Source organism: Enterobacter sp. 118C5 (assembly GCF_034107645.1).
Lineage (GTDB): Bacteria > Pseudomonadota > Gammaproteobacteria > Enterobacterales > Enterobacteriaceae > Enterobacter > Enterobacter nematophilus.
In genome coordinates this window covers 868,544-884,159 of the sequence record NZ_JAWNEU010000001.1, presented here as the reverse complement: position 1 = coordinate 884,159, position 15,616 = coordinate 868,544, and the positions used below count along the sequence as shown (strand labels likewise).

General features: G+C 57.5%; 15 protein-coding genes. 8 read left to right on the top strand and 7 right to left on the bottom strand.

Features of this window, described 5'->3' with window-relative positions:
• Positions 1 to 16: 16 nt before the first annotated feature.
• Entirely contained in the window at positions 17 to 1,462 is a 1,446-nt protein-coding gene (locus UTO39_RS04120) for a M20 family metallopeptidase (RefSeq protein ID WP_320726547.1), read from the bottom strand.
• A complete protein-coding gene (locus UTO39_RS04115) occupies positions 1,462 to 2,772 on the bottom strand; it encodes a M20 family metallo-hydrolase (RefSeq protein ID WP_320726546.1) in 1,311 nt (436 codons plus the stop codon). Before UTO39_RS04115 ends, UTO39_RS04120 begins: the two co-directional genes overlap by 1 nt.
• 175 nt (positions 2,773 to 2,947) lie before the next feature.
• Here UTO39_RS04115 and UTO39_RS04110 point away from each other — a divergent pair, with 175 nt between their 5' ends.
• Together UTO39_RS04110 and smrA are read left to right on the top strand one after the other, a co-directional pair.
• The gene (locus UTO39_RS04110) at positions 2,948 to 3,859 is read left to right on the top strand and encodes a LysR family transcriptional regulator (RefSeq protein ID WP_028012950.1); all 912 of its coding nucleotides are present in this window, start codon (positions 2,948 to 2,950) and stop codon (positions 3,857 to 3,859) included.
• 355 nt (positions 3,860 to 4,214) lie between these two features.
• The gene (gene smrA, locus UTO39_RS04105) at positions 4,215 to 4,778 is read left to right on the top strand and encodes a DNA endonuclease SmrA (protein ID WP_151413858.1); all 564 of its coding nucleotides are present in this window, start codon (positions 4,215 to 4,217) and stop codon (positions 4,776 to 4,778) included.
• A 27-nt stretch (positions 4,779 to 4,805) separates the two neighbouring features.
• Here smrA and UTO39_RS04100 read toward each other — a convergent pair whose 3' ends face one another.
• Positions 4,806 to 6,467: a methyl-accepting chemotaxis citrate transducer gene (locus UTO39_RS04100; protein ID WP_061098384.1), complete on the bottom strand. Its 1,662-nt coding sequence runs from the start codon at positions 6,465 to 6,467 to the stop codon at positions 4,806 to 4,808.
• Positions 6,468 to 6,610: 143 nt separating this feature from the next.
• Between UTO39_RS04100 and UTO39_RS04095 the strand changes: the two genes are divergently transcribed.
• Positions 6,611 to 7,477 carry an aldo/keto reductase family oxidoreductase gene (locus UTO39_RS04095; RefSeq protein ID WP_320726545.1) on the top strand — a complete coding sequence of 289 codons (867 nt, stop codon included), beginning with the start codon at positions 6,611 to 6,613 and terminating at the stop codon, positions 7,475 to 7,477.
• A gap of 46 nt (positions 7,478 to 7,523) precedes the next feature.
• Here the strand turns inward: UTO39_RS04095 and UTO39_RS04090 are convergent, their stop codons facing one another.
• Positions 7,524 to 7,724: a hypothetical protein gene (locus UTO39_RS04090; protein WP_061098382.1), complete on the bottom strand. Its 201-nt coding sequence runs from the start codon at positions 7,722 to 7,724 to the stop codon at positions 7,524 to 7,526.
• A 314-nt stretch (positions 7,725 to 8,038) separates the two neighbouring features.
• Between UTO39_RS04090 and umuD the strand changes: the two genes are divergently transcribed.
• Both umuD and umuC read left to right on the top strand, forming a co-directional pair.
• On the top strand, positions 8,039 to 8,473 hold the full coding sequence (umuD, locus tag UTO39_RS04085; RefSeq protein WP_061098381.1) for a translesion error-prone DNA polymerase V autoproteolytic subunit: 435 nt from the start codon (positions 8,039 to 8,041) through the stop codon (positions 8,471 to 8,473).
• Positions 8,457 to 9,719, top strand: coding sequence for a translesion error-prone DNA polymerase V subunit UmuC (gene umuC, locus UTO39_RS04080; RefSeq protein WP_320726544.1), 1,263 nt, complete (start codon positions 8,457 to 8,459; stop codon positions 9,717 to 9,719). Before umuD ends, umuC begins: the two co-directional genes overlap by 17 nt.
• 7 nt (positions 9,720 to 9,726) lie before the next feature.
• Here the strand turns inward: umuC and UTO39_RS04075 are convergent, their stop codons facing one another.
• Positions 9,727 to 10,623, bottom strand: coding sequence for a LysR family transcriptional regulator (locus tag UTO39_RS04075; protein WP_320726543.1), 897 nt, complete (start codon positions 10,621 to 10,623; stop codon positions 9,727 to 9,729).
• Between the two features lie 97 nt (positions 10,624 to 10,720).
• Between UTO39_RS04075 and UTO39_RS04070 the strand changes: the two genes are divergently transcribed.
• Positions 10,721 to 11,779, top strand: a complete 1,059-nt coding sequence (locus UTO39_RS04070) for an SDR family oxidoreductase (RefSeq protein WP_320726542.1) — start codon at positions 10,721 to 10,723, stop codon at positions 11,777 to 11,779.
• A gap of 29 nt (positions 11,780 to 11,808) precedes the next feature.
• Here UTO39_RS04070 and yajD read toward each other — a convergent pair whose 3' ends face one another.
• Positions 11,809 to 12,156, bottom strand: a complete 348-nt coding sequence (yajD, locus tag UTO39_RS04065) for an HNH nuclease YajD (RefSeq protein ID WP_003857471.1) — start codon at positions 12,154 to 12,156, stop codon at positions 11,809 to 11,811.
• Between the two features lie 178 nt (positions 12,157 to 12,334).
• On the opposite strand from yajD, the gene UTO39_RS04060 reads away from it, so the two are divergent.
• Together UTO39_RS04060 and UTO39_RS04055 are read left to right on the top strand one after the other, a co-directional pair.
• Positions 12,335 to 13,360, top strand: a complete 1,026-nt coding sequence (locus UTO39_RS04060) for an LLM class flavin-dependent oxidoreductase (protein ID WP_048956325.1) — start codon at positions 12,335 to 12,337, stop codon at positions 13,358 to 13,360.
• Positions 13,361 to 13,388: 28 nt separating this feature from the next.
• Positions 13,389 to 14,336, top strand: a complete 948-nt coding sequence (locus UTO39_RS04055) for a zinc-dependent alcohol dehydrogenase family protein (protein WP_320726541.1) — start codon at positions 13,389 to 13,391, stop codon at positions 14,334 to 14,336.
• Between the two features lie 3 nt (positions 14,337 to 14,339).
• Here the strand turns inward: UTO39_RS04055 and UTO39_RS04050 are convergent, their stop codons facing one another.
• The gene (locus UTO39_RS04050; RefSeq protein WP_061098375.1) at positions 14,340 to 15,374 is read right to left on the bottom strand and encodes an AI-2E family transporter; all 1,035 of its coding nucleotides are present in this window, start codon (positions 15,372 to 15,374) and stop codon (positions 14,340 to 14,342) included.
• Positions 15,375 to 15,616 lie beyond the last annotated feature (242 nt).

Genomic DNA, 15,616 nt, shown 5'->3' with positions numbered 1-15,616 from the left:
GTTGTGTTGTGTTTTTTTATTTTAAAGGTGACGGTGTCACGCCCCGTGGGATCGGACACGCGTACGGTTTTTCTTGTAATTGTTGTTCGAACTCTTCACGACATGTTTTCAGCAGCGCTGCGTCCTGCAGCAGATTGAGCGCTGTCGCCCCCATCACTTTCCCGGCCAGCAGCATGCCTTTGTGGGCAATGGAGGTTCGTCCCTGCGCCACCAGTTGCCAGGTGTGCAGCGGCGTCCCGACGGTAAAGCAGGGGCTGAAGCACTGGGCGACCGGCATTTTCCAGCTGACGTCACCCACGTCCGTTGAACCCGCCAGCACGTTATCGGTGATGGCATAGGGCGCGACTTCATCTACCAGCAGCGTCTCCTGATGGCGGCGGGCAAAGGCTTTGCCTGCTTCTCCTCCCGTTGCGGCAATGTTTTTCAGGCTGTTCTGCAGATCGTTGGGCGTCAGCGTGGCGCGGATTTCGCGGGCAAAGTCGCGCTCTTCATCGGTCCACTCCGGCGTGCCGTAGTGCTGCAACGCGCGGTACATCGCAGCCTCGAGCGTGCGGTTCGGCAGGTAGCTGGAGCAGGCCTTATCAAAGCGGCACTCGACGGTGGTTTCGGTCATCATCGCCGCGCCCTGGGCGATTTTCTCGATGCGCTCGTAGATCTGCTGCGCGTCGGCCATCTCCGGGGCGCGGATCAGGTACAGCACCTCGGCCTGGGCCTGCACCACGTTGGGCGAAATTCCGCCGGTGTCGGTGATGGCGTAATGGACGCGCGCTTTCTCTATGATGTGCTCGTTAAGGAAGTTGGTGCCGGTGGTCATCAGCGTCACGGCGTCCAGCGCGCTGCGCCCTAAATGGGGCGAGTTGGCCGCATGCGCCGCCACGCCGTGAAAACGCCAGGCCGCCTGAATGTTGGCGAGCGTGCTGACGTTAAACATCCCGGCAAAGGCCTCCGGGTGCCAGGTGACGGCGGCATCAACGTCATCAAACAGACCTTCACGCACCATAAAGGTTTTCCCGGAGCCGCCTTCCTCACCGGGACAGCCGTAAAAACGCACCGTTCCGCTGCCGCCGTGCTGCTCCAGCCAGCTTTTTACCGCCACCGCGCCCGCAAGCGCCGCGGTGCCCAGCAGGTTATGCCCGCAGCCGTGGCCGTTCGCCCCCGGCGTGGCGGATTGCGCCGTCGCGCAGTGCGCCTGCTGGCTTAGCCCGGCCAGCGCGTCGTATTCGCCCAGCAGGGCAATAATCGGTTTCCCGCTGCCGAAGCTGGCGATAAACGCGTTGGGGATACCGCCTGCCTCGCGGGTCAGCGTAAAGCCCTCGGCTTCCAGCTCGTCAGCGAGCCGTCTGGAGGACCAGAACTCTTCAAAGCGGGTTTCGGGATGATCCCAAATAGCGTCGGCAATATCGGTTAGCGTCTGACATCGCGTGTCGATGGCATCGGCAATAAAAGCGTAGTTCTCCTGCATTACACACCTCGCGTCCACGGGAAATTGAGCGCAGTTCGCGCCAGCGTTTCAATGGCGACCGCCATGACCTGCTCATCGAAGTCGAATTTTTCGTTGTGATGTCCTGCGCTCAAGTCAGTGCCGAACACCATATACGACGCCATGCCGCCGTTCTGCTGCACGCGGGCCATCATCAGCGTGGCGTCTTCAGAGCCTGCCGGCGCTTTCACCTTATCGATTGCGTGCACAATTCCGGAAACCTGGCTCGCCTGTTCACGCAGATAATCAACCCAGGCCGGCGTCGGCGCGCTGGAGGTGGCGGCGCCCATCAGGCGCATCTCCGCGCTCACGCCATAGAGCGCTGCCGCGCCGGTAATGACGGCCTGCGCGCGTTCAAAGACATACTGGTTAATGGCTTCGGTTTCACCTCGGGTTTCAACCTTGATCAGGGCATTGGCGGGCACTACGTTGCGTCCGCTACCGGCCTGCATCACCCCGACGTTGACGCGGGAAGCGCCTTCGCTGTGCGGGGCGATGCTGTGCAGGGCGAGGGCGGCCTGCGCGGCGGCAAGCAGGGCGTTACGTCCATCCTCCGGTTTGCCGCCCGCATGTGCCGCAACGCCGGTAAAGTTCACGTCGAACTTGGTGGTGGCCATAAAGTTATCGCTGCCGCAGATCGCCGTTCCGGCGGGGACGCCCGTACCAATATGGATGGCGGTAAAATAGTCCACGCCGTCCAGCGCCCCGGCGGCAACCATGGCGCGCGCGCCGCGGGTGCCTTCTTCGGCAGGCTGGAAGATCAGCTTGATGGTACCGTTGAGCTGCGCTTCGTTCTGCTTAAGCACCTTTGCCAGCCCCAGGCCAATGGTGGTGTGGCCGTCGTGCGCGCAGGCGTGCATCATTCCCGCGTTGCAGGAGGCAAAACCGTCGCGGAACGGACGATGGCTGTCGTCGAGCGCTTCGCTTAAATCCAGGGCATCCATGTCGACGCGAAACGCCAGCGTCGGGCCAGGACGGCCGGTATTCAGGGTCGCCACAATGCCGGTAAATCCGCCTTCAAACGGCGCCAGCCATTTTTCAGGCGCGCCCTGCGCACGCGCGCGGGCAAACTCTTTTTCCAGAGTGGCGTTATCGGGCAGCCCCATACGGCTTTCGGCATCGACCACGTCGCGACCCACCGCCAGTTCGTAGCCCAGGGAGTCGAGGGTTTCCGCGACCTTTGCGGCGGTACGGAACTCTACCCAGCCGGATTCCGCAAAATGGTGAAAATCTCGACGCCATGCGCTCAGCTGGGGGGCTAATGTCTGGATGTACTGCGCCAGTGTGTCCATATCTGTTCCTGTCATCATAAAAAAATGTGAACTGCTTCACGCTGTGATAGTTTTTACTTATCACTAACCGTTTTTTCACAGTTTTAACCGTTCAGGAATTACCCTCGCACATCCCTTTCCATTAAAGTAGATGACAGTTTCTTTACTCTGATAAACAACGGTTATCGGTTGGGCTATGTCATTTCAGATTAAATTTCATCAAATCCGGGCGTTTGTTGAAGTGGCGCGTCAGGGCAGCATCCGCGGCGCCAGCCGGACGCTGAATCTCTCGCAGCCGGCGCTGACCAAATCCATCAAAGAGCTGGAGGAGGGCATGGCGGCGCAGCTTTTTGTTCGCCGGAGTAAAGGGGTTGCGCTGACCGAGTGCGGGGAAGGGTTTTACCAGCGCGCCAGGCTGATTCTGGAAGAGCTGCGCGCGGCGCAGGATGACATACGCCAGCGGCAGGGGGATCTGGCCGGGCAGATCAATATCGGGATGGGGGCGAGCGTGTCACGCAGCCTGATGCCCGCCGTCATCACCCGTTTTCACGCCCAGCACCCGCAGGTTAAAGTGCGAATTATGGAAGGTCAGCTGGTGTCGATGATCAATGAATTACGCCAGGGCGAACTGGACTTCACCATCAACACCTATTATCAGGGGCCTTACGACCATGAGTTTACGTTTGAAAAACTCTTCGAAAAACCGTTTGCGGTATTTTGCCGGGAAGGACATCCGGCGACAGGGGCAACATCCATCAACGATCTGCTGCATTATAACTGGACAATGCCAACGCCGCGGGGAAGTTATTATAAGCAATTAGAAGATCTATTTAGCCACCGCTCGCAAATACCGCGGATTGGCGTAGTGTGCGAAACCTTTTCTTCCTGCATTAGCCTTGTCGCGCAAAGCGATTTTTTAAGTATCCTTCCGCAGGAGTTAGGCTGTGACCCGCTGCTGGCGCACCGTCTGGTCATTCTGCCGGTTGCCGAGTCGCTTCCAAAAGCCGCATATTATTTAATTCAGCGCCGGGATTCTCGTCAAACTCCGCTTGCCGAATCATTAATTACGCAATTCAGAAGGGAGGCGAGGAAAATAGTTTCAGGGTGAACATCGCATAATAAAAAAACAGAGTCTGCCCGACATCAGACAGACCCTACAGTACACACAGCAGTGCGTCCTTTCGCAAGTCCTGGGTATTATATCCATGAGGCAGGTAAATTTAGTTATAACACCTTTCCCGAAAAATGAAAGGAAGGTGAATGATTGATTTCACGAAAATTTAACGTAAATCACTTATTTTACCGTTGCTGAGGTTTTAGTTAAGTCAGGTTTAAGTGCATTTTATAATTACTATATATATTCATCGGGTTAATATTTAACGCGTGCCTCACCTTCTAAGGGTTATTGAGACACCTGTCTGGCGCAGGTATAGTACAGGGCCAGATGTAGCCGGAGGATTTCCATGAACCCTGACGACAAATCCCTTTTTCTTGACGCCATGGAGGATGTCCAGCCCCTGAAACGCTGCACCGATATCCACTGGCAGCAAAGCCGTAATACCCGGGCTCGCCAGGACATCGATACCGAACAGCTCGACAACTTTCTGACCCTGGGTTTCCTTGAGCTCTTGCCGCTTGACGAGCCGCTGGCGTTCCAGCGCGAAGGCGTTCAGCAGGGCGTTATTGATAAGCTGCGTTCGGGTAAATACTCCCGAGAGGCCAGCTTAAATCTGTTGCGTCAGCCCGCTGAACGCTGCCGCCAGATGCTGTATTCCTTTATTCGCCAGGCCAGTCGTGACGGATTACGTAACCTCATCATCATCCACGGGAAAGGGCGCGAACAAAATTCGCATCCTAATGTGGTGCGTAGCTATCTGGCACGCTGGTTAACCGAGTTCGAGGAAGTGCAGGCGTTCTGCGTGGCGCTGCCGCATCACGGCGGCAGCGGGGCTTGCTATGTTTCCCTGCGAAAATCCGACGAAGCGAAGCAGGAGAACTGGGAACGGCACGCCAAGCGCAGCCGTTAGCGGGCGATATCTTCGCCCGCCTGAGGATTAGAACGTTTCCCAGTTACTGTCGGAGGCGGCGTTAGCCGTTGCCGGACGCAGCAGCTGCGGCGTTTTAACGTTGGCCGGGCGCGGGGCGGTGGCGTTTGCTTTACCGTTCAGACGAAACGCGGCCACGGCCTGACGCAGCTGTTCGGACTGATCTTCCAGCGCCGCTGCCGCCGTGGCGGACTGCTGCACCAGCGCGGCGTTTTGCTGCGTCACGCTGTCCATCTGCGACACGGCCAGGCTCACCTGCTCAATTCCGCGGCTCTGTTCATCCGATGCGGACGAAATCTCGCCCATGATATCGGTGACGCGGGTGACGGCGGCGACGATCTCCTTCATGGTGGCGCCCGCTTCGCTGACCTGCTCAGAACCGGTGTTCACCCGGCTGACGGAGTTCTCGATAAGCCCTTTGATCTCTTTCGCCGCCTGCGCGCTGCGGCTGGCCAGCGTACGGACTTCACCGGCGACAACCGCAAACCCGCGGCCTTGCTCGCCCGCGCGGGCCGCTTCTACCGCGGCGTTAAGCGCCAGAATGTTGGTCTGGAACGCAATGCTGTCAATCACGCCGGTAATGTGGGCGATTTGCTGCGAACTGTCAGCAATTTCGTTCATGGTGCGCACCACGTTATCCACGACGTGGCCGCCGCGAGCCGCTGTTTCAGAGGCATTCTTCGCCAGCAGCGTCGCCTGACGGGCGTTATCGGAGTTCTGTTTAACCGTTGCGGTCAGCTCTTCCATGCTGGCGGCAGTCTCTTCGAGCGAGGAGGCCTGCTCTTCGGTGCGGGCGGAGAGATCGTTGCTCCCTGCGGCAATTTCACCCGCGCCGGTGTAGATGGAGTCGGTGCTGCCGCGTACGGCGCTGACGGTCGTTACCAGCGACTGCTGCATTTCGTGCAGGCCGGCGGCCAGTTGACCCATCTCATTGCGGCCAGAGAGGGTGATATCCTGCGTCAGATCGCCTCCCGCAATGGCGCGAATATGGTTCATAATGGCGTTGAGCGGCTTTAACAGCAGGTGCTGTAAACCCTGCCAGATCACTACCAGCACGGCGATAACGGCCAGGAAAATGGCTGCCAGCGTCCACTGCATCTGGGTGAAGCTGCTCTGGTTCTCTTCGGTTGCCGCCTTCAGCAGCGTGTTGTTCTCGGCGCGCCAGCGGTTATAGACCGCTTCCATGTCGTCCTGGGCCTGCTGAGCGTCCAGATCGCCATAGGCCTGGTAGTTGTCGGCACGCAGATACTCAATCGACAAACGCATCACCTCGTGCATCTGATTCCATGACTTCTGCATCTCGTCGGTTAACGCCGCATTCTGGCCGTTAACCTGCGGCATTTTCTGCCATTCTTTGTTATAGGCTTCAGCTTTAGCCAGCGAGTCGCCTGCGGTGCCAAGCAGTTTATTAATCGCGGCAAGGGAGGCCGGGTCGCGCTGGTTCTTCAGGTAGCGGATTGCCACGCGGGTGACGGTAACGCGCGTTTTCACCAGCGTGTTCACGCTGTCGCTCAGGCTTTCCTGCTGGGCATTCAGCACGCCGGAGTTCTGGAAGTTATGGCGATCGTTGCTGACGGCAGAGTAGAACAACCCTCCCGTGACAACTTGCAGCAGACAGAATATGGTGAGGGCAAAGATAATTCCGGTAATCACGTGCAGATTTTTCAGCATAGCGGTCGTCCGTTAGAAAAGATGCAGAGGTACACCCATACTATCGTCGTATAGAATTTAAACTTTAATTTAACTCGCGCTTAACTTAGGGCTTCGGTCAGGAACCTGTTGTAAATCCGGATCATTTTATGAGGAAGGTTAACATGAGCAGCATTGATAAAAGCGGGACGTACGCGCTCGGAACGCGAACGGTTAAACGACTGGGCTACGGGGCAATGCAGCTTGCCGGGCCGGGCGTATTTGGCCCGCCGAAGGATAAACAGGCCGCGCTGGACGTACTGCGCGAAGCCGTGGCGGCGGGTGTGAATCATATCGATACCAGCGATTTTTATGGCCCGCATGTGACGAACCAGCTGATCTGCGAGGCGCTTCATCCTTACCGGGACGATCTCACCCTCGTCACCAAGATCGGCGCTCGTCGCGATGACAAAGGGGCCTGGCTGCCGGCCTTTTCCGCGCAGGAGCTGACCCAGGCGGTGCATGACAACCTGCGCAACCTGAAGCTGGATGTGCTGGACGTGGTGAATCTGCGGATCATGTTTAGCGCACACGGCCCGGCAGAAGGATCGATTGCTGAACCGCTTTCCACCCTCGCAGAATTACAGCAGCAAGGGCTGGTGCGCCACATTGGCCTGAGCAACGTCACGGCCAAGCAGGTGGCGGAAGCGCGGAAGATGGTGCAGATCGTCTGCGTGCAGAACATGTACAACATCGTGAACCGCGGCGACGATGCGCTGGTGGATTTACTGGCGCAGCAGGGGATTGCGTATGTGCCGTTCTTCCCGTTGGGAGGCTTCACGCCGCTGCAGTCCACCGGCCTGCAGGCCGTCGCGGATTCCCTGGGCGCAACGGCGATGCAGGTTGCGCTGGCATGGCTGCTGCAACGTTCGCCGAACATCCTGCTGATCCCCGGCACTTCATCCGTGGCGCATCTGCGGCAAAACCTCGCGGCGGGAGAGGTGCAATTGCCGCCTGAAGCACTTGAAAAACTGAATGCTCTGATGGGTTAATCGCAGCATGGGCAAAGCCGGAAGGACACTTCCAGGCTTTGCCTGCTCAGACTCCGCATTGACTTTGCTGTCTGTGAAGCGCTAACGCTTCTGCCACAATCTCCTGCTTGCTTTTTCGCGTCTCAAAGGCGGTGATTCTGATGTACTCCATCAGGTCAGGCTCGATGCGGGCGCTCAACATCCTGAGATCGGCCTCCTTTGCTAAACCGCGGGCAACTCGCTTGTCGGGATAGTCACGGGCTGGCATAGAAAACGTCCTCCAAAAGTCTTGATAATTCGTGTCCTGAAATATGCGTTACTCTTATCAAAAAGTCAATTAATAGTGTTTGCATAGTGATTTGGTGATCTTTTTGATTTTAACTTTAAGTGATTTTAAAGTGTTTGGTTATGACTTTATTGTGACTTTTGCTTAACCCATCTGCGATCGCCCGCAGAAGAGGTTGCTAAATTAAATCCGCTCAAACTTCAACGCGTTTGCGGTCTTTGTCGGAAATGACCTTGATCCTGTGCCGTAATCCGTAATACTGTGTTTATATACAGTATCTGGCGGGAAAGGCATTTATGGACACTCTCTTTTCTTATCATCAAAAGCAACCTATTGAATTACCTCTCTATCTTGAGCGCGTTGCCTGTGGTTTTCCAAGCCCTGCGCAGGATTATGTGGAGGATCGTCTCGATCTTAACCGGCTGGCAGTCAGGCACCCCAGTGCGACCTACTTTATCAAAGTGAGCGGGGACTCCATGATCGGCGCGGGGATTAGCGACGGCGATCTGCTGGTGGTAGACCGCTCGTTAAATGCCGAACACGGGGACATTGTTGTGGCGTCGGTCGGCGGTGAGTTTACGGTGAAAGAGCTACAGACCCGCCCGGTTCTGCGGCTGCTGCCGCGTAATGCCCGCTATCAGCCGATCGCCTTTCAGTCCGAAGAGGAGCTGCAAATCTTCGGTGTCGTCACTCATACGCTCAAAACGCATAAACATGTTCGCGCTGGTTGATGTGAATAGCTTCTATGCCTCCTGCGAGAGGGTGTTTCGCCCCGATCTGGTGGGTAAGCCCATCGTGGTGGTGTCCAATAACGACGGCTGCATTATTTCGCTGTCGCGGGAGGCAAAGCAGTTCGGCATAAAAATGGGGGAACCCTATTTTAAATTCAAAGAGAAGAGTTATCCGTCACGGGTTTACGTCTTTAGCTCGAACTATGCGCTGTATGCCGACCTCAGCAGCCGGGTGATGCAGACGCTGACCGATCTCGCGCCGGCCATTGAGATTTACTCCATCGATGAAGCATTTGTGAACGTTTCGGGTGTCAGCAACTGCATGTCGCTGGAAGCGTTCGGCCATCAGATGCGCACGCAGGTTTTTAAAAATACGGGCTTAACCGTTGGCGTCGGGATTGCGCCGACCAAAACGCTGGCGAAGCTGGCCAACTATGCGGCGAAGCGGTGGTCAGCCACCCGTGGCGTGGTCGATCTCTCTGATCGTGGACGGCAGCGTAAGCTGCTGGCAAAGGTTCCGGTGGAGGAGGTGTGGGGCGTAGGCCGACGCATCACGAAAAAGCTCAACGCGATGGGGATAGCCACGGCGCTGGAGCTGGCGGAAGCGTCATCCTGGGTCATCCGCAAACATTTTAACGTGGTCATGGAGCGCACGGCGCGCGAGCTTCGCGGTGAGCCCTGCCTCGATCTGGAAGAGTTTACTCCCACGAAGCAGCAAATTATCTGTAGCCGTTCGTTTGGACACCGTATAACGCAATACGAGGAGATGCATCAGGCCATTTGCGCCTACGCGGAACGCGCAGCGGAGAAACTGCGCGGCGAGCATCAGTACTGCCGCTTTATCAGCGTGTTTGTGCGCACCAGCCCGCATGCGGACAACGAAATTTATTACGGCAATCAGGCTTCCGTCACCCTGATGACGCCCACCAATGATTCGCGCGATATCATCCGTGCCGCCACCGAGGCGCTGGGGCGTATCTGGCTTGACGGATATCGCTATATGAAAGCGGGGGTGATGCTGGCAGACTTTTTCAGCAGCGGCGTTGCCCAGCTTAATTTGTTTGACGATAACCGCCTGTGCGCCAACAGCGCGGCGCTGATGGCGACGATCGACAGCCTGAATCATTCCGGCAAAGGGAAGATTTGGTTTGCCGGGCAGGGGATTGAGAAAGCCTGGGCGATGAAGCGTGAGATGCTGTCACCGGCCTATACGACGCGTTACGCGGATTTACCGGTGGCGCGGTAGGAAGCGGTTATTTTGCGGGGGCATGCTCCGCGCGCTCAATCAGCAATTGCTCGATTACGCTGACGACTTTTCTGACGCGTTGCGGAATAAAGCGGGCGTCAGGGTAGACGGCATAGAGGAAGCGATCGGGCAACCGCCAGTCGGGCAGTACCGGTACCAGCGTGCCGGTTTGCAGCGCCCTGGCCGCAAGCGGTCGCTGCATGCCGCCGATACCGATGCCGGACTCCAGCGCCATAAGCAGCGCGTCGCTGGTGTTGGCACGGAAAACGGTATTCACGTTGACCTCGACCGTTTCCTCGTCAGCAATCAAGCGCAGGGGAGCATCCAGGGGAAGACCGCTAAACCGCACATGGGGCAGCGTCGTCAGCTCGCTCACGTCGTGCACAGCCTGAAAACCGGGGGAGGCAAACAGCGCGGCTTCAATACGTGCCAGCACGCGAGCCGCATGCGCCTGCGGGGGCTCACTGCTCAGCCGTATCGCGACGTCAACGCCTTCCGTCACCAGATCGGCAAGGCGGTCATCAAGGGAAATCCGCAGATGTAATTCTGGATGCAGGCGCTGCAGCTCCAGTAAATGCGGCAAGACGATCTGCCCCAGGCCGCTCGGCAGCTGGATATGAACGCTCCCCTGAAATTGTCGATCGACCGGCGCCAGCCGCCCCTCCGCTTCCCGCATGGCGTCCAGCAGCAGCTGCATGTCGCGGCGGTAACGTTCTCCCTGCTCCGTCAGCTTCATTGTGCGCGTTGTTCGGTGCAGCAACACCACGCCCAGCTCTTGTTCAAGAGCGGCGACCTGCTGGCTGACGGCGGACTGCTTCATCCCGCTCCGGCGGGCGGCGGCAGAAAAAGAGCCCGCATCCGCGACGCAAAGAAAGGTGGAAATGGCGTTGAGCTTGTTATTCATTTAATGGTTTTTCTGATAAGTGCTATCTGATGAAGGGGATATTCACTAAAAAAATAATAGATGACACTGCGTCTGTCACCCTTTCTGGAGAAACACCATGGATAAGATGCAGCAACAAAAGGTCGCCCTCGTCGCGGGGGCCAGCGGTATTGTCGGCAAACAGCTTGTCAAAACGCTTCTGCACAAGGGATGGGAAACGATCGGCGTGAGTCGTCAGGCATTATCCCATCCTGACGGTATTACGATGGTTAACGTCGATTTGCTGGATGCCCAGGATAGCGCGCGGGCGCTGCAATCCTTGAGCAGGGGGGTTACCCATCTCTTTTACAGCGCCTGGGTGAACGCCGCCAACTGGACGGAGATGGTTGAGCCGAACGTCACCATGCTGCGTAACCTGGTCAGCACCCTCGAAAAAACGGCACCTTTGCAGACGGTCAGCCTGATGCAGGGCTATAAAGTTTACGGCGCGCATCTGGGCCCGTTTAAAACCCCGGCGCGGGAAAGCGATCCCGGCGTGCCCGGCGCAGAATTTAACTCTGCCCAGCTCGCGTGGCTCAGCCAGTATCAGCGTGGAAAACGCTGGCACTGGAATGCCATCCGGCCGGGCGTGGTGGGCAGTGCGGTGCCCGGTAATACCATGAACCTTGCGCTGAGCATTGCCCTGTATGCCTCTTTGTGTAAGGCGCTGGGGCTACCGCTGCGTTTTCCCGGTTCGGAACAGACCTGGCACAGCATTGTGGATTATACCGACGCCGGACTGCTGGCGGAGGCCACGCTGTGGGCGGCCACGTCACCTGCGGCGCAGAATCAGGCGTTCAACGTAAATAATGGTGACCTCTGGCGCTGGAGCGAACTGTGGCCGCGCATTGCCCGCTGGTTTGAACTGGAGGCTGCGCCACCGGTAAGGTTGTCGTTTCACCAGCTGTTTACGGACTATCGCGACGCATGGCGCGAGCTGGCCGGGGAAGGGCTGGTGGAGGCGGATATAATGCAGCTGAGCGACGGACGGTTTGCCGATTTCGTCTTCGGCTGGAACTACGACATGTTTGGTGACGGCAGCAAGCTCAGGCGGTCAGGCTTTACGCGGATGCAGGCGACGGATGAGATGTTTTTCAGCCTGTTCGCGCAGCTGCGGGCGGCGCGGGTTATTCCCTGAAATAACCCGCAGGTAAGGGCAGTGAAGCACTACTTCTTCTTGTCCATCATTGCCTTTAAGTCGGCAAACGGGTTAAACGTGGCGACGCCCACGTCTTTTTGGGCGTCTTCCCCGGCAACCACGGTGGTGCCGTACTGATCCGCTTCGGTGTACTTAGAATGTTCGTGATCGTGGCAAAACAGGCACAGCAGCTCCCAGTTGCTGCCGTCTTCCGGGTTGTTGGTGTGGTCGTGATCGATATGGTGAACCGTCAATTCACGCAGGTTGGAATAGACGAACTCCCGCGAGCAGCGTCCGCAGACCCAGGGATAGATTTTTAATGCTTTTTCGCGATAGCCGCTTTCCAGTCGCGCGTAGTTTTTAGGGATCAGAGCCATTGCCGGTTTTACCTGCCATGAAAAAAGTGGGGGATATTATATCCCATTATGGGGCGGAATGACGAACCGCTCAATTCCGTCAATTTATTTGATGCTTTCCGTTAAATAAACGGCATTTATTCTCAGCGAGTAATGCGTAAAGTGGAGAGAACGCAACGCATTATCAGGACACATCGTTATGAAAAAGATCGGGTTTTTATCGTTTGGTCACTGGACGCCTTCACCGCAGTCCGGCACGCGCTCGGCGGCGGATACGCTGCTGCAGTCCATCGACCTGGCCGTGGCCGCTGAAGAGCTGGGAGCGGACGGCGCCTATTTCCGCGTGCACCACTTCGCCCGTCAGCTGAGTTCACCGTTCCCCCTGCTGGCCGCAATCGGCGCCAAAACGAAAACTATCGAAATCGGTACCGGCGTGATCGATATGCGCTATGAAAACCCGATGTACATGGCCGAGGATGCGGGCGCGGCGGACCTGATTTCCGGCGGCCGTTTGCAGCTTGGCATCAGCCGGGGCTCCCCGGAGCAGGTCATTGATGGGTGGCGTCATTTCGGCTATGTCCCGCAGGAAGGGGAAAACGAAGCGGACATGGCGCGCCGTCATACCGAGGTGCTGCTTGAGGTGCTGCGCGGTGAAGGGTTTGCAAAGCCGAATCCACAGCCGATGTTCCCCAATCCGCCTGGGCTGCTGCGCCTGGAACCATATTCTGAAGGATTGCGGGAGCGTATCTGGTGGGGCGCCGGTTCGAATGCGACGGCGGTATGGGCCGCTAAGCTCGGCATGAACCTGCAAAGCTCAACCCTGAAAGACGACGAAACCGGCGAACCGTTCCATATTCAGCAGGCAAAACAGATCCGCGCTTATCGCCAGGCCTGGAAAGAGGCGGGGCATGCGCGCGAGCCGCGCGTCTCGGTCAGCCGCAGTATTTTTGCCCTGATGGACGACCGCGACCGGATGTACTTCGGCGCCAGCCGCAACGACAGCGATAGCGTGGGGTATCTTGATGAGAAAACGCGCGCGATCTTCGGGCGCAGCTATGCCGCAGAGCCTGACAGGCTGATTGAACAGCTGAAAAAGGACGAGGCGATTGCCGAGGCTGATACGTTATTACTGACCGTACCGAACCAGCTCGGCGTGGATTACAATGCGCACGTGATTGAGTCCATTCTCAAACATGTCGCACCGGCAATGGGCTGGCGCGATTAGGTATTCCGCCGTCAGCCGTGAGATCGTAATGGAAAATCTGGCCCTCTGGTATCGCCGTTTTGGCGAGCCAGAATCTGTTCTGCAACCTGAAGCCGCGCCGCCCGGCGCGCTTGCGCCGGGACACCTGCGCGTGCAAATGCTGTATGCGCCGGTGAACGCGTCCGATCTCATTCCCATTACCGGCGCCTATCGCCACAGAACTCCGCTGCCCGCCGTCGCGGGATATGAAGGCGTCGGCGTTGTCATTCAGGCGCCCGCGTCGTTTGCGCATCTGTCGGGTAAACGCGTTCTGCCGCTGCGCGGGCAGGGCACCTGGCAGCGCTATGCGGATTGCCCGGCAGAGTATGCGATACCCGTCCCGGACGATGTCGATTCACGCCTGGCCGCGCGGGCCTATATCAACCCGCTGGCGGCACAGATGATGCTGAGCCACTATCCACCGCGGGGAAAGCGGGTGCTGCTCACGGCCGCCGGTTCGGATTGCGCCATTCTGCTCGGGCAGTGGGCGCGTCTGGCGGGGGCAGAGACGGTGTACGGTATTCATCGTTCGCCCGTTCACGCTGAACGGCTGGCGGCGATGGGGATTGTTCCTGTCGCACAGCATGACATGCAGCGGATTCTCTCCGTTGCCGCGCGTGCCGACGTCGTTTACGATGCAACCGGCGGAACGCTGGCGGAAGCGATCCTGAGCGTGATGCCGGAGCAGGGCATATTTGTCTGCTACGGGCTGCTCTCCGGGCAGACCTTCCGCCAGCAGCGGCCCCTGCCGCGCGTGGCGTGGTTCCATATTCGTAACTATCTGGATGGGCTCAGCGCAGAGGCGTGGCGCGCGGAGTTCGATCAAATCTGGCCCCGGATGCGCGCCAGCGAGTACAGCCCCGGAACGGTGTACCCTCTGACGGACTGGCAGAGGGCGCTCGGGGCCTATCGTGAAGGGGGAAGGGCAAGCAAGCCCCTCCTGTCGATGGCGGAATGACGGCTATTGATGGCTCATATCGCTCAGCAGCACGGCGATGCTTTGCCCGCCCGCAGTCTGTTCCAGCCCAATCTTCACGATGATGGTCAGCGGAACGGAGAGCAGCATGCCTACGGGACCGAGCAGCCAGCCCCAGAAAATCAGGGACAAAAAGACGACCAGCGTCGAAAGCCCCAGCCCGCGTCCCATCATTCGTGGTTCAAGAATATTCCCGAACACCAGATTAATCGCCAGATAGCCGGCCAGCAGAATCAGCGCATCATAAAACCCGCTGAACACCAGCACCTGAAGAATAGGGGGGATCGCCGCCAGCACGGAGCCGATGTTGGGAATGTAGTTGAGCGCAAACGCCAGTAGCCCCCAGACGAACGCAAAGCGGACGTCCAGCGCCACCAGCATTCCCCAGACCACCACCCCGGTGACGAGGCTGATGGCGGTTTTCAGCACCAGATAACGTGAAACGCTGTCCAGCGCGCGCTGAATAGCTCCCATTCCTTCAACCGGACGAACCATAATTTGCTGTAACTTTGCGGGCAGCTGCGGCACCTCCAGCAGCATGAACACCACCGTTAAAAACAGCAGGAAAATGGAGGTCATGGCATTGGAAAGCTGCGTCAGCAGGCCTGTGACGATCGTCATGGCCGCATTAGGGTCGATATATTTAAGAAGCTCCTCAACGGAGACTTCTATTCCCGCGCGCTGTAGCCAGGGCTCAAGCTGCAGCAGCGGTATCGCCAGCGAGGAACGGTATTTCGGCAGCGTTCGCGCCAGTTCGTTCAGCGAGGTACCCAGATACGCAACCAGTAACACCATAGCGAAAATAATGACGCTAATCAGCAGGGTAATCGCCAGCACGCGCGGGATGCGCAGCCGCGTCATGCGCTGGACCAGTGGGTTAAGGATCACCGCAACGAACAGGGCCAGAATAAAGGGCACAATGATGTCGGCGGCAAAACGAACGCCCGTGAGTATGATCACCAGCATGCCCAGCATGATGACAATTTTTAACCCGTTCAGGGTAATAATGGGTTTAGCCATGGTGACTCCGAAAAACGCTTTTTATTTATAATAAGGGGTAAACGCCCTGCAATAAACTAACCAAAATCAAACGGGACGGGTAAAGAATTGAAAAGACTTTGAGTAAAATCTTCAGTTATGGTACAAATTTGGCGTGTTCAACTACCGAGGACAATTTTCATCCGCAAAGACGAGAAGCAACAACGCGGATAATTGTAATTTTATGGACAATTTGTTCAGAACCTATTCTTCAAACAATGCTG

Bases quoted from the DNA above. Each gene is read 5' to 3' on its own strand.
- UTO39_RS04095 (WP_320726545.1), top strand. From the start codon at position 6,611: ATGAGCAGCATTGATAAAAGCGGGACGTACGCGCTCGGAACGCGAACG.
- umuC (WP_320726544.1), top strand. From the start codon at position 8,457: ATGTTCGCGCTGGTTGATGTGAATAGCTTCTATGCCTCCTGCGAGAGG.
- UTO39_RS04110 (WP_028012950.1), top strand. From the start codon at position 2,948: ATGTCATTTCAGATTAAATTTCATCAAATCCGGGCGTTTGTTGAAGTG.
- UTO39_RS04115 (WP_320726546.1), bottom strand. From the start codon at position 2,772: ATGGACACACTGGCGCAGTACATCCAGACATTAGCCCCCCAGCTGAGC.
- UTO39_RS04075 (WP_320726543.1), bottom strand. From the start codon at position 10,623: ATGAATAACAAGCTCAACGCCATTTCCACCTTTCTTTGCGTCGCGGAT.
- smrA (WP_151413858.1), top strand. From the start codon at position 4,215: ATGAACCCTGACGACAAATCCCTTTTTCTTGACGCCATGGAGGATGTC.
- yajD (WP_003857471.1), bottom strand. From the start codon at position 12,156: ATGGCTCTGATCCCTAAAAACTACGCGCGACTGGAAAGCGGCTATCGC.
- UTO39_RS04070 (WP_320726542.1), top strand. From the start codon at position 10,721: ATGGATAAGATGCAGCAACAAAAGGTCGCCCTCGTCGCGGGGGCCAGC.
- UTO39_RS04060 (WP_048956325.1), top strand. From the start codon at position 12,335: ATGAAAAAGATCGGGTTTTTATCGTTTGGTCACTGGACGCCTTCACCG.
- UTO39_RS04050 (WP_061098375.1), bottom strand. From the start codon at position 15,374: ATGGCTAAACCCATTATTACCCTGAACGGGTTAAAAATTGTCATCATG.
- UTO39_RS04100 (WP_061098384.1), bottom strand. From the start codon at position 6,467: ATGCTGAAAAATCTGCACGTGATTACCGGAATTATCTTTGCCCTCACC.
- UTO39_RS04090 (WP_061098382.1), bottom strand. From the start codon at position 7,724: ATGCCAGCCCGTGACTATCCCGACAAGCGAGTTGCCCGCGGTTTAGCA.
- umuD (WP_061098381.1), top strand. From the start codon at position 8,039: ATGGACACTCTCTTTTCTTATCATCAAAAGCAACCTATTGAATTACCT.
- UTO39_RS04055 (WP_320726541.1), top strand. From the start codon at position 13,389: ATGGAAAATCTGGCCCTCTGGTATCGCCGTTTTGGCGAGCCAGAATCT.
- UTO39_RS04120 (WP_320726547.1), bottom strand. From the start codon at position 1,462: ATGCAGGAGAACTACGCTTTTATTGCCGATGCCATCGACACGCGATGT.